We start from the raw sequence: 12,125 nt of genomic DNA on the forward strand, positions 1-12,125 counted from the left end.
AGATGCAGCAGGCCACCGAGGGCCAGAAATGCTCAGTCGCACATTTGCACGTTCGCACATCCGCACGACTGCCCACTGCGCCGGGTAGGGGCCAACTCGCGGACACCGGAAAATTTCGTATGCTGATCGAGGGGATTACGGGCGGAGGGCTGCCATCAGCTTAGGTTAGGCCGGGAATCGGGCTCGGGAGAAACTTCGCGATTCTTAAAAGAACCTCGATACTCTCCCGAAGGTTGTCGTCGGACAGAGCATTGTGTGGGTTCTCTGGGTGATGGATCATGTTACGGACGGCACTGGGCAGGGTCGTCATCTGGTGGGTCACCGTGCCGTCCTGATTCATCCGCGAGTAGGGCGTCGATCGGCGGAGCCCGTGCTCTACGAGCCAGTTATCGAAGTCCTTCACGGACGTCTTGCCGGCGGAATCCTGCAGGCGTCCAACCATCATCGTGTGGTTAATGATGAGAGTCTGTCGATCGATGTCAGTTAGGTCGTCGAGAGACGCCCATCCGCTGTCGACAAAATCTTGGTGGTGCCACCTTAGTGGAAGTGGGCGATTATCAACACGATCGGCGAGCACTCGAAGGGTGAGCGCGAAGTCAAGGCCCGCAACGAAGTCTTCAAGCATCGCCTCGTCCGAATCCCATGCAGCGAGCAAATTCGCCATGAATGCCCGGAAGTCCCAAACGTATGGTGCAAGATCCGCCGACGTGAGCGATGCAAAGTCCACGCTAGTAAGAGCGCGTTGAAAGTCCTCGAAGGAGAGACGCAAGTCCGCAGTTCGGTTCCAGCGCGCCACGGCAATGTCGAACTTCGTCCTGGTCTCCTGATGGGAGTAGCCGAGATGGCAAAGTCGGAAGTAAGCCTCGTCCAGGGTTGTCTGGAACCCGGGTTTCGTCTCGACGACATCGTAGGCGTACAGGTATTCGACGTCGGTGAGACTCCCTGGGGGGAAGAGCCAGTGGTGGTTATTCCAATGCCGGTTCTGGCCCCAGTCAATGGTGATGCCGTTCAGTGATAGCGTGATCGGAGTACCCATGGCCAAATTCTCGCATCGCTTCTCGATCTCGTCACCGCCTCGGGGGTGCCGATCGAGCACCGGAGTGGCGGGCGCTCAGCACAGCATGCTACTGAGCCAAGCCGGCCAACGGTCTGAATGATGTCCACTGTGAACCGAATGCCGGGAAAGCCCGGGAAGCCTGCAGTATCAGCGCACAGGTGATCGTGTTGCGTCCCAACTCCTCACTGCGGCCGCACGAGATCGTGTTGGTGAAGCAGTATCTGTGCTCGCCGTTGGCGAAGACAGTTGTTACCGACGGCGTCGGTTTGCACCTGCGTTCGAGCGCTCTGCGCGAGCTGCCGGTGCCTCAACCGGATGAGACGCTGTCGTCGGCGCTGGTTGACCTCAACGAGGCGGCAGACCGGCTGAACAAGTGGCAAACCGAGGCGGTCAGCTTGGTCGAGTCGGCGCTATCGGAGGAGCCCCGGGCAGCCAGGGCTCGACTGCTCCGCTCGGGCCGTCTCCTTCGTATGCGGGCGGAAGCGGCCGCTCTTCTCGACGACCATGGCCACGCCGTGCGTACCAGGTATCCACATCCCGTCGCGTACCGATGGCGTTGGGTTGAGGCCGAGATGAGCGGCGATCCATCCTTTCAGGCATACGATGCTGTGCTGGAGGCAGCTGAAGTGTTGCTGGCCTACACGGCCATCGTTACCATGGTCATGGCCAGGCGTCATGGCGCCAACTGGATGCCACAGCAGTCGAGATCGGTACCGCGCGATAGGCACTGGCCGAGCTCACCCTCGGCGAAACGCGGACTATGCCGGCCGGCACCAGCAGACTGAAGGTCATTGACGGGCTTGAAGAACTCGACCGGCAGCTCGGCTCTACGTGATGCTGGGATCTCCGTTGAGGTCGTTGGTGAGATCGGTCAGCGTCAGTGGTTCATCTGCTAGGCCGGACACCTTAAGGGATAGGATCGCCGCTTCGACATTGTCCGCGTAGACGATGACGGCGAGCTCCTCCCGGGCGCGTGAGACGCAGACGTACAGCAAGCGCCGGCTTCGTTCGACGGTCGTGTCTTTGCCGTTCGCCTTGTTCTCGCGGTCAGTCTGCGACAGTTCAGCGAGTCCGAGGAGTTTGTCGTAGGAGTATGCCGGCAGGACTCCTTCTGAGTCGTCCAGCAGAACGATGACCCGCGGGAACTCGGCACCCTTCGTCGCGTGCTGCGTCGAGTAAGGCGACTGACGGCTGACATAGCGTAGGTAGCCTTGGAGCTCGTGCACGTCGCACGTCATGAACGCATCGAGGACTTCTCGGGCTTTCTCGGACAGGACCTGGTCACTGTGGGGTCCGTCGGGGTCGAGGTATCGGGCGAGTTGTGGAACCGGGTCGATAAGTCTGGCGTGGTGTGCGAACCGTAACGTCTTGCCGACCGAGCCGGGGCCGGCGGCGGCGACGAGGCCACGTAGTTCAGTCAAGGCTTGGCGTGCGGAAGTTAGTCGCTCCCGCACGACGCCCGCTCCAGCGAGGTCGTCACGGATCAGACCGCTGTGCTTGCGCAGGATACGGAGCGCGGCGTTGTCGTTCGAGGCGTCGCACAAGGGCAGGATGACGTTGGCGAACGGCGTGATGGGCCAGGCTGTGCCTTCGATGAACGCGGTGGCCAGTGCGGGTGGGTTCTTCGGGTGGAAAGCTGCGTGCAGGTTGGCGAAGCCGAGTCGCCGGGCCGCGAGCTTATGCATGGCGACGAGAATCTTTACGCCGTCAGGTCCGTCGGCGGACCAGGCGTCGCTCGACGTGCGGTGCGCGAGCCAGCGGCGAACGGCATCCATGCTGGCGACACGGTCGGCATCGGCAGGCAGAACAATGAAGTAGGCGTGTCCCTCTGGGGTGAGTTCGTCGGGTCGGCCGGGTGTCTGCTTGTTACCGTCGGCGGCGGCTCGTACCCGGTTGACGACCTCGAGCACCCGGCGCGAGGAGCGAAAGTTTTCGGGTTTGTTGATTAGCGCCCAGTCCGGCTCGGCTGGAACCTGGCCGATGCCCGTGGGGTAGATCTGCTGCATCGGGTCGCCGAAGAATCCAAGGCAGAAGTCGCTCTTGACGGTTCTGTACATGTGGATCAGACTCGCGACAACGTCCTCCTCCGTATCTTGGCTTTCGTCGACGAAGACGATCGGGAAGCGGGTCGCAATGACCTTTGCCAGTAGCGGTTGCTCCAGGAGCATCCGCGGCACCATCTTGAGGACATCCGCGTGTCCGACCTGCCCCCTGCCGTAATCGGGTCCGACGCTGTAGGTGAACTTGCGGACCGAGTGGAGCCCGTCTAGTTGACGTTGGTAGCGAGCTCGGTCCTGGGTCAACGCGTCACGCTTTGTGGGCGCCTTCGCCTTGTCGATCTTGCCGCCGAGCTCGTCGAGCTTGCCGGCGAGTTGGCGCTTGATCCAGGCACCGATGTCCGACTGGAACGGTGCGACGGCGTCCCACAGGAAGCTGTGAATCGTCGACACATAGACCAGAGGGTCGTCGTGGACATCGCCGTGGATCTCGGCTGCGGCGACCTCCGTGTAGGTGATGCAGGCTATGCGCTGGGTACGCGCTCGGAGCTGGGTACGGCGGGTTGCTGTCACGTGCGCCAGAGCCTTGACGAGCGAGGTAGTCTTCCCGGAACCCGCGCCGGCGGTGATGATGAACCCGGCCTTTCCCTTGCGGTCGAGGACGTCGCGGATCAGTCGGTCGGCATCCGTGTCTCGGGCATCGATCCGGCCGGTCATTTACCAACCTCGGCTTCGATCGCAGTCAAGGGTGCGGTTTCGGGCGGATTGACCGTGACCCGATCTCGTAACCAGGTGAGACCGTCTACAATGTACTGCGGCGCGATCCACTGGTTGTGGTCCTTGGTGATGAGCGCGAGAGCGAAGTCGGTTTTATCAAAGGACTTGACGCGCTTGTAGATCTCCTCGTGCAGGCCCTCTAACGTCATGGCCGCCGCTTCCGAGACGCGGAGCCGGAGATCGGCCTGTGCCTCATGCTGGCACCACCCGAGGTTCTCCAAGGCGAATGCCTCCTCGAAGGTGCGACCAGCTAAGGCTGTCTGCCGATCGCCCCAGGTGATCGGTCGGCGGGTCTGGTACGCAACTCGGATACATCCCGGAGTACCGGCGGCGGCCGGTGAGGATTTCGCAGCCTCGTCCGCATCGAGAAGCTGGTCGATCAATCGGATACGGGGGATCCATGAGGCCAAGGTTTCGTTGCTCGTAACTGCGCCCGCCTGCGTCGTCATACACGCCGACCTAGCTGCAGGCACCTCGTCGGAGTCGGTCGCGGCCGCGTCGGGGCTCGGCCCTCGCACGCTGTCCAGGTCGGTGATGACCAGCGTGGGAAGTTCCAGAAACGTAATCAGTTCTTGGAACTTGTGGGCATAGGCCCCGCCCACCTCAAGGATCGTGAGGTGGCTTGACTGGAGCTCAGGCACCGATTTTTGGATGATCAGTGGCAGTAGAAGCCTTTCGACGTTGCCCTCGACCAGAATCGCAGCGTCGGCGAAGAAAAGGTCACAGTGGGTCAGCTTCAGGTATTGCCGAAGGAAGTGCCTGGTGTCATCCTCCGTCGTCTCCCGGAAAGTCATCAGATCCTTCACATCGGTGTGATGGACATTGCCGTCTACGCCGGTCCGCTTAAAATAGCGGATCGGCTCAAACGATTTTTCGTAGATGACGTGAGCGGAGTGTGTCGTGACGATCATCTGAGTGGCGAAGGCCGACTCAACCTGTGGAAGAATTTCACGGATCTTGCGGATGAAGACCTGCTGCAGTTGAGCGTGTAGATGTGCCTCGGGCTCCTCGATGAACACTAGGTGGATCGGGGGTCGCTCACCTTCGGCATCGATCCATCGATGGTGAAAGTCCAGGACCTCGACGACCATGTAGATCAGATTTTTGAAGCCGAGCCCGTTGTACTGGTCGGGCAGCGTTCGCTCAGATGTGCCCATCGGGCCGCCGGCCGCAGGTAGAGCGTAGTGAACCCGGGCACCGCTGTTGAGGACGCTCTGGGCATTGAAGGAAGCCTTCACCACCAATCGCGGATGGACGAAGCCTGGATAGCCGAGGTCGGCAAGCTTGTCCAAGGTAGGCTCAAAAACCTTCGCGAAGTGCTCATTGAGGTGTCGTTCCGAGTCCGCAATCGCAGCGACCGCCGCGAGATCATTCTCCCGCTGTTCGAGATTGCGAGAGTAGAAGCCACTCAACTTCCGAGACAGATCTTCGGCCCGACCGCGACTCTCGCCGTCAACCAGGTGACGCTGAGCGTCAAGGAAGTCAACCTTGATCAACGATTCGAGCTTGGCGCCGAGGCGGCTCGCGCTGCCGCGTGCAGTGTACGGGGCGTATTCCGCAATCGGCTCCAGCCGCTCGTCGCAGTGGGTGGCGTCCAGGATCGCGTAGGTGATCTCGTACTCGTGCCGCAGCTCACGGCTTAGATAGTCGGTCAGCGACCGCGGCCACGGTTCGTAGTCGGAACCTTCTAGGCGTTCGACCGCCAGTGCCCTGCTGCGGTACTCCTCGAAGTTCTCGATTAGGGCCTTGCCGTTCTTGGGCATGTACGAGAGGCGGATCCCTACCAGGCCGGAACTCCAACTCAGATTGGGCAGAAAGTCGACGACACGGTGAAGGTTGTCATCATCACCGTTCAGGTCGAGCCAGATGTCCAAAACGATGCGCGGAAGCCGCTCGTCGGGATCATCCGAAGCGGCGTCGAACGCGTCAAACTCGGCCCAGCAGTCTGCGGTGAAGTCGTAGAGCCGGAACCGCTCTTTCTCGGCACCGAGGAACAGTCGGAACACCTGTGCGGCCGAGGTCTTCCCACTGTTGTTTGCGCCAACGAACACCGTCGTCTCGGGGTCCAGATCGATCCTGACGTCTCGCAACCGCCGGAAGTTTTTCACACGGAAAGTTTTAACGTACACGCCGCTCCATTCATTGCAGAAGCGCGCCGCAAAATGGCGCGTGTTCAACCATCAATGTTGAGCCTGCTGCCGAGCGCGACGTTCAACATCTCCGTGATGCCTCTTACGGCGCCTAGCTCCACCTCCGGCGACCGACCTGATCCAGCGACGCAGATCGTCGTCGCGTTGAGGCCAGATGGTTAGCTGTGTCGTCAACGAGTGCGATGCTCGCGTGACCCAACGATGATCTACCACTAGCTGCGGAAACGCCAACACCGGTAGTGTCAAGTAGGCGACGAAACCAGGGTAGGCAAGTCCAGAGGGGCATGACTTCCACGGTGCTTGCACCTGTTGGGTGCTCGTCAGAGCCGCCCGGTCAGCCGTGCGAGCGTCCGCCCGCGCACGATTCGGGGAGTGACGTGCGAGAAAGGCTGGCGGGCATAAGGTCAACTCGACACGGCGACCTCCGCGAGAGCAGGACGAGGCAGGATATGGACCAAGGCACCCGCCACGAGTTGCTCGGCCGCCTGGCTGAGGCGGTCGGGTCCGTCACGCTCGCACACCCCGCGCGTGTAGCTATCGACGGACCGCCCGCCGCAGGCAAGACCACTCTCGCCGACGAGCTGGCCGTCGTCTTGCGCGCACAGGGCCGCGACGTCATCCGCGCGACGATCGACGATTTCCTCTTCCCCCGGGCACAGCGCTATCCGCGCGGCGAGTACTCGGCCGAAGGCTGCTACTTCGACACCCACGACTACGAGGCGCTGAACCGGGTTCTGCTCGATCCGCTTGGCCCGGGCGGAGATCGACGATGCCAGCACGCGGTCTACGACCGCACTACGGATACTGCGCTGTGTCCGTCGGTCACGACTACCCCCGCCGACGCCGTGCTGGTCTTCGACGGCGTCTTCCTGATGCGTCCAGAACTGATCGATCGATGGGACCTACGCATCTTCGTGTCGACCACGCTCGACAAGACCGTGGATCGTGCAGTGATCCGAGAGAGCCTGGCATCACCTCGGGCCGACGTCGAACGACGCTGGCGCGAGCGTTACATCCCCTCCCAACAGCTCTACTTCGCTACGGTTCGCCCGACCGATCACGTCGACGTCATCGTGTACAACGACGAGCCACAGCGGCCGGCGTGGGAGACTCAAACATGCTGACGGCCTTCAATTAAGGGCTATGGGCGCGCACCACGTCGGGTCGTGGAGGCGCGCCCGGCCGAGGGCTTGCGAGCAAAGACGGGGTCCCGAACTCCTGGCTCGGGACCCGTCAAGGTAGGCTGATCTTCAGCCGAGCGGGATAGCGCCGATAAGGCACATCCCGCGTTGGGCATCGGTTCGTGTCGATCCTCGGACACAAATTTGAAGCATCCCTGCTGTATTTGACGTACTGGTGGTCAAGCCCGCTTGACCACGCGGAAGGTATCTCCGCGACAGTCTCGACGGATGCGACGCTCGGCGGCGGTGACCGCCGTGGCTGATATGACCGTTGCTCCTCTTATTCCACCGTTGACGCCTCCCGCGCAGAGCAAGGGGACGGACCGGCGGCTAGGCACGCTGCGGCGCCCACCATTGCCCCTGCCTGACCTTCCAGCAGCCCGGAAAAGCGCGTCGGTCTACGGCCTGGCTGCTATTGATGTCAGTGGCCGGATCGCTGATCGAATGATCGTCCGCGCTTTCGGATGGGGCTGCGGTACGCGCCTTCAAATCCGCGAGAGCGCCGGCCTCATTGTCGTCCGTCGGGACCCGCAGGGCGTCTTTACCCTGACAGGTCAAGGTCATCTACATCTGCCGGCAGCCGCCCGGAAATGGTGCGGCCTCCAGCCTGGCGACTGGTTGCTGCTGGCGGCGGACCCCATTGCCGGCGTGCTTATCGTGCATCCACCCGCAACCTTGGACGCGGTGGTCGCTCAGATACACGCTGCTGCTCTCGGCGGTGAGCAGCATGAGTGACACGGCGAGCCAGGCTGAGTTGGACGCCGCTCGGTTGTTGCTCGCGAGGATGGGAATATCCCCCGGTGACCTCATTGAGGCGGCGACGAAGCGCCCGCAGGCGCCGACGTTCGCAGATTACGTACCAATCGTGTCGGCGGCGGTCAGCGATGGAACGCGGCGTGCCTACGGATCGTATTGGAAGCGGGTCTTGGAACAGTGGGGCAGAGGCGACTCAATGAACCCACCCCATCGGAGATCGAGCAGCTTGCGGAGTACGTCAAGACGCACGTGGTCGCTCGGCGAAATGCACGAGGCGGTCGAAGCGCGGCAGAGCACCTGATCGCCTCGTTGCGGTGCCTCTACCGGCGAGCGGTCGCTGACGGACACATCGCTGCGGCGGATAACCCCGCTCTCAAGGTAGCTAAGCCGCGGCGCCTGCCCAGCACGAGGCGAGCAGTGGCCGACACACGGTTGGCAGAGATCAATGCCGTTGCCGCGAGTACGGGTGATGATCCTGCATTGGACAGCCTGCTGCTCCGGCTGCACACCGAGACGGCATGTCGTCGGGGTGGCGCGCTGGCGCTTCGTCCGATCGACCTGGACCCGGAACAGTGCCTGATCCTCCTGCGGGAAAAGGGTGACACGGTTCGGTGGCAGCCGGTGTCGCCGACCCTCATGAGGCACTTGCAGTCGCATGCCGAGGACCGGCACGCGACGGGGGAAGGTCAGTTGCTGCGATACCGCAACGGGCAGCCCATCACATACCGCCGCTACGACCACCTGTGGGTGCGGATCGGCGAGCATCTTCAGTGGGTGTACGTGCAGCGGTCAGTACGCACTGGCTGCGACACACGACGCTGACGTGGGTTGAGCGGAATTTCGGCTACGCTGTGGCCCGCGAGTACGCGGGGCATTCCGATGGTGGCAGTGACGCCGGCACCACCACCACGTACGTTCGCGCGAGCCTCCACGAGGTTGCCGTCGCCTTGGCGGCTCTCACGGGCGAGCCTCATCCTCTGGCCTGAAGTGAGCGGGTGGGTGCGCCCGGCCGACTGTGCCAGGCGTACCCGCGCTCAGGCCTCGATCCGTTGCAGCAGATGCCAGACTGCGAGTGGGTCGGCGGAGCCGGTCTCGTTCGTTGAGAACGCCGTTTCTGGTGTCGCCGTCGCTGGAGTACGACGTGGCGTTGAACGGGTTCTTCCTCGATCCTGCGATGCGGGCGGCGGCGGTGACGACGCAGGCAGGGTATGCGCGGGATCTTGCGGCGTTCCTGTCGTTTCTGTGGTCGGCGCGAGGGAAGCGGTCGTGGCGGGACGCCACCGAATCTGATCATGTCGCCTACCTCGTGTGGCGGCGTCGGGATCCAGATGGGCCTCGGGTGGCCGGTGCGACGTGGGACCGGGAGGTCGCTGCGGTGAACCGCTTCTATCGCTGGGCGGTGCGCCGCGGTCACGTGGTGAGTAATCCGGTGCCGCAGGTGTCGCGCCGGCCGGCTGGTTTCGGCGCTGGGCGGGCTGGTGCTCGGACGTTGGATGAGCAGCGGCCGGCGACGTACTCGCATGACGTGGTGCGGGAGCGGGTGCAGTGGCTGCCGCCGGAGTCGTATCGGCGGTGGCGCGATGTCGGGGTGCGAGGCTTCACCGCCGATGGGCTGCCCAGGGCGGGGTTCCGTGGTCGGTGGGCTGGCCGCAATAGCGGGTTCTGCGACTTGATGGTCCGTACGGGGCTGCGGTTGTCCGAGCAGGCGGCGTTGACGGTGTTCGACGTTCCGCTCGGTCGGGGTGAGGGCGGCTATCAGCGGTTCTGGCTGAGCGAGGCGGTCGCGAAGGGCCGGTCCGCGCGGTGGGTCTACGTGCCGGCGTCGATCGCACTCGACCTGGCCGCGTATGTCGAGTGGGACCGCGCCGAGGTGGTGGAGCAGGCGCGGGCGGCGGGCCGGTACGCGGCGTGGCGGCGGCTCCGTGGGTGGTCGAGGATCCGGATCGTGAGGTGGCGCGGCGCGCCGGCTCGGCGGAGAGGGTGAAAGTGGCGCAGTTGGGGTTCGCTGAGCGGCAGCGGTTGCTCGTCGATGGCCCGGGCGGGTTGACTCCAGCGTGGTTTTGGCTGGGTGAGAGCGGTCTGCCGCTATCGGTGTCGGCGTGGAAGGCGATGTTCGCCGAGGCGAACCGGCGGTGCGCGGCGATGGGGCTGTCGGTGCGGTGTCACGCGCATATGCTGCGACACACGTTCGCGGTGGTGACGTTGGAGCAGCTGCAGCGCGGGCACATCGCTGCACCAACTGAGATGGTGGCGCCGCAGCGGGAGCACTACACCCGCATTTTCGGTGACCCGCTGGACTGGGTGCGTCGCCGGCTCGGGCACCGGTCGGTGCTGACGACGCAGATCTACCTGCACGCGCTGGCCGAGCTTGAGATGCAAACGAGGATGGCGCTGGTGCCTGACGGCTGGGAGGATCCGGCGCCTGCGGCATCTGGTGTGTTGGCGGTGCGGGCGTGACCCGGACCGGCCGGGGCAGCACCCGGCCGGGCGTGCGCGCACCGCTGCCCTCCGGCGCATACGCGCCGAGCTCGGTGCGCCAGGTGAGCAGCGCCGGCAACCCGGTCGTCGAGTTCGAGGGTGAAGACGGTCGGCGGCGGACGTTCGACTTCGCGCAGTGCCCGCTGCCGGGCTGGCATCCGGTGTTGGCGGAAGTGCTGGTGCAGCGGGTGGGACCGGCCGGCGGGTTGCGCACATCGACGTCGTCGCTGGCGGCGTGGAACAACCTTCGTGCGTTCCTGCGGTTCTTGGAGGCGCTCTCTGACTGCCCGGGTGACCCGTCGGCGTTGACGGTTGCGCACGTCAACGCCTACACCGCTGCGGAGATCGGCCGGGTGGGGCCGGTCTATGGCGCTCGCAGAGCGGATCACGTGTGGCGGCTGCTGCGGCTGGAGCCGGCAGCCGGCGTGATCGATGCGGCGGCGATCGGCGCGTTACGGCTGCGCGGCGTGGGCACGCCCGGCGGGGGCACGGCCGGATACAGCGACCGTGAGCTGGCACTGATCGTCGACACCGCCCGCCGTGACGTCATGCAGCTGCGTGACCGGCTCCAGGCCACCGAGACGTTGCTGGGCCGGATGTCGCTCGAGCCGGCGCGGCTGACGATATGGAGCGGGCCGACGCCCTGCGGCTGGCCAAAATCGCCGCCGAGGGAGTTGCTGCGCCAGAAAGGGGGCAGGGCTTCAATGCCCACCGTTCACGGCAGGAGCTTGCCGAGCCGCTGTTCGTGACCCGCCGGGACGTGCCGGCGATGCTGGTCCTCCTGGTCGCGGTGACGGGCCGCAACATCGAGACGGTCAAGGAACTGCCGGCGCACCACCGGCTGCTAGACGGACGCGCCGTGGAGGTCCAGCTGACCAAGCGACGTCGCGGCGCCGGACGGTGGGTGCAAACCGTGACATGGGAGATCGGTCCTCCCGGTCGGGAGCTGCACCATCCCGGTGGGCTCTACCTGTTGCTGCACCGGCTAATGGCCAGCGGACGGGAGCTGAGCACCGGCCCGTCGTCGTTCTGGGCGGTCTGGCGCAACCTACGCCGACAGGCCAGGGCGACAGTCATCGAGACTCGTACCGCTTGACAAGCTCGACCGACAGAACTCGCAGTTCCTGGCGGACAGGATGGCCGTCTACCAGGATCGACAGGCCACCCCAGAACTTGCTGAACGAGAACGACACCTCGTGCCGCTCCTGGACGCCGACGTCGAAGTTGAACTTCACTAGCCGAATCCTGCCGTACGGGTACAGGTGGTGGTAGCCGGGCCGTGTTGCGACCCTCGGCGCTGTCGGTCACCACCTCGTCGTCGTGTTGGCGGACGGTTACGGAAAGGGACCATTGCCGGTCGGGCATAGACGATTTTATTGCGGCAACCGAATGGGTGACGGCGGTGATTGCCGAGAATGCGCCGCCCGGGCCAGGGATGGACGCTCGTTGGCGAGTTGGGTGCTGATGTTCGCTCCTCTTCCGAACGAATTCCGGCCGCCGAACGACAGCCGTCCCGGTTACCCGCCCCGGCGATCGTGCCGATCGCGTGGGCCCTCATGACGTGGAATCGGTGCGGAGTCATCCCAGTGGATGGGGTGTCCGAGTGGACGGTGGGTTCGCGACAGATGATCGGCGTTGCGACGCGTGGTGGCGGCAGACGGCCGGGCCATCAGAGCGCGTGCCGGAAAGAAAGACGTGCCCGTGTGCCTACGCCGTGACGTGCGGTGCT

At 64.1% G+C, this 12,125-nt stretch carries 12 protein-coding genes; 8 read left to right on the top strand and 4 right to left on the bottom strand.

The genetic code is table 11. The features are described 5' to 3' along the window. Positions 1–160: 160 nt before the first annotated feature. A complete protein-coding gene (locus tag DLJ59_RS07070; RefSeq protein ID WP_124771700.1) occupies positions 161–1,036 on the bottom strand; it encodes a HEPN/Toprim-associated domain-containing protein in 876 nt (291 codons plus the stop codon). A 179-nt stretch (positions 1,037–1,215) separates the two neighbouring features. Here DLJ59_RS07070 and DLJ59_RS07075 point away from each other — a divergent pair, with 179 nt between their 5' ends. Next, positions 1,216–1,842, top strand: coding sequence for a hypothetical protein (locus tag DLJ59_RS07075; protein ID WP_124771701.1), 627 nt, complete (start codon positions 1,216–1,218; stop codon positions 1,840–1,842). Positions 1,843–1,884: 42 nt separating this feature from the next. Here DLJ59_RS07075 and DLJ59_RS07080 read toward each other — a convergent pair whose 3' ends face one another. Beyond that, complete coding sequence (locus tag DLJ59_RS07080) at positions 1,885–3,771, bottom strand: UvrD-helicase domain-containing protein (RefSeq protein WP_124771702.1); 1,887 nt, start codon at positions 3,769–3,771, stop codon at positions 1,885–1,887. Further along, entirely contained in the window at positions 3,768–6,008 is a 2,241-nt protein-coding gene (locus DLJ59_RS07085; protein WP_208648578.1) for an ATP-dependent endonuclease, read from the bottom strand. The genes DLJ59_RS07080 and DLJ59_RS07085 overlap by 4 nt, the downstream gene beginning before the upstream one ends. A 422-nt stretch (positions 6,009–6,430) precedes the next feature. On the opposite strand from DLJ59_RS07085, the gene DLJ59_RS07090 reads away from it, so the two are divergent. The 7 genes from DLJ59_RS07090 (at position 6,431) to DLJ59_RS07115 (ending at position 11,492) form a co-directional block, all read left to right on the top strand. Then, positions 6,431–7,105, top strand: a complete 675-nt coding sequence (locus DLJ59_RS07090) for a cytidylate kinase family protein (protein WP_124771703.1) — start codon at positions 6,431–6,433, stop codon at positions 7,103–7,105. Positions 7,106–7,390: 285 nt separating this feature from the next. Continuing rightward, positions 7,391–7,897 carry a hypothetical protein gene (locus tag DLJ59_RS37250; RefSeq protein ID WP_244235875.1) on the top strand — a complete coding sequence of 169 codons (507 nt, stop codon included), beginning with the start codon at positions 7,391–7,393 and terminating at the stop codon, positions 7,895–7,897. A gap of 438 nt (positions 7,898–8,335) precedes the next feature. After that, on the top strand, positions 8,336–8,740 hold the full coding sequence (locus DLJ59_RS37255) for a site-specific integrase (protein ID WP_244235876.1): 405 nt from the start codon (positions 8,336–8,338) through the stop codon (positions 8,738–8,740). A 277-nt stretch (positions 8,741–9,017) separates the two neighbouring features. Beyond that, on the top strand, positions 9,018–9,902 hold the full coding sequence (locus DLJ59_RS36860; RefSeq protein WP_208648579.1) for a site-specific integrase: 885 nt from the start codon (positions 9,018–9,020) through the stop codon (positions 9,900–9,902). Continuing rightward, positions 9,899–10,375 (top strand): site-specific integrase, encoded by a 477-nt coding sequence (locus DLJ59_RS36865; protein ID WP_208648580.1) that lies wholly within the window; start codon positions 9,899–9,901, stop codon positions 10,373–10,375. The genes DLJ59_RS36860 and DLJ59_RS36865 overlap by 4 nt, the downstream gene beginning before the upstream one ends. 32 nt (positions 10,376–10,407) lie before the next feature. Further along, positions 10,408–11,145, top strand: a complete 738-nt coding sequence (locus DLJ59_RS07110; protein ID WP_124771704.1) for a hypothetical protein — start codon at positions 10,408–10,410, stop codon at positions 11,143–11,145. Next, entirely contained in the window at positions 11,142–11,492 is a 351-nt protein-coding gene (locus tag DLJ59_RS07115; protein WP_124771705.1) for a hypothetical protein, read from the top strand. Before DLJ59_RS07110 ends, DLJ59_RS07115 begins: the two co-directional genes overlap by 4 nt. On the opposite strand, the gene DLJ59_RS36265 is transcribed toward DLJ59_RS07115, so the two are convergent. Next, positions 11,470–11,631 carry a hypothetical protein gene (locus tag DLJ59_RS36265; protein ID WP_158630798.1) on the bottom strand — a complete coding sequence of 54 codons (162 nt, stop codon included), beginning with the start codon at positions 11,629–11,631 and terminating at the stop codon, positions 11,470–11,472. The genes DLJ59_RS07115 and DLJ59_RS36265 overlap by 23 nt on opposite strands. Positions 11,632–12,125 lie beyond the last annotated feature (494 nt).

The sequence above is a fragment of the Micromonospora inaquosa genome (assembly GCF_003857055.1).
GTDB classification, from domain to species: Bacteria; Actinomycetota; Actinomycetes; order Mycobacteriales; family Micromonosporaceae; genus Micromonospora; species Micromonospora inaquosa.

What these genes read in the sequence shown, in the direction of transcription:
- DLJ59_RS07070 (WP_124771700.1), bottom strand. Translation starts at nt 1,036, where the DNA reads ATGGGTACTCCGATCACGCTATCACTGAACGGCATCACCATTGACTGG.
- DLJ59_RS07080 (WP_124771702.1), bottom strand. Translation starts at nt 3,771, where the DNA reads ATGACCGGCCGGATCGATGCCCGAGACACGGATGCCGACCGACTGATC.
- DLJ59_RS07090 (WP_124771703.1), top strand. Translation starts at nt 6,431, where the DNA reads ATGGACCAAGGCACCCGCCACGAGTTGCTCGGCCGCCTGGCTGAGGCG.
- DLJ59_RS37250 (WP_244235875.1), top strand. Translation starts at nt 7,391, where the DNA reads ATGCGACGCTCGGCGGCGGTGACCGCCGTGGCTGATATGACCGTTGCT.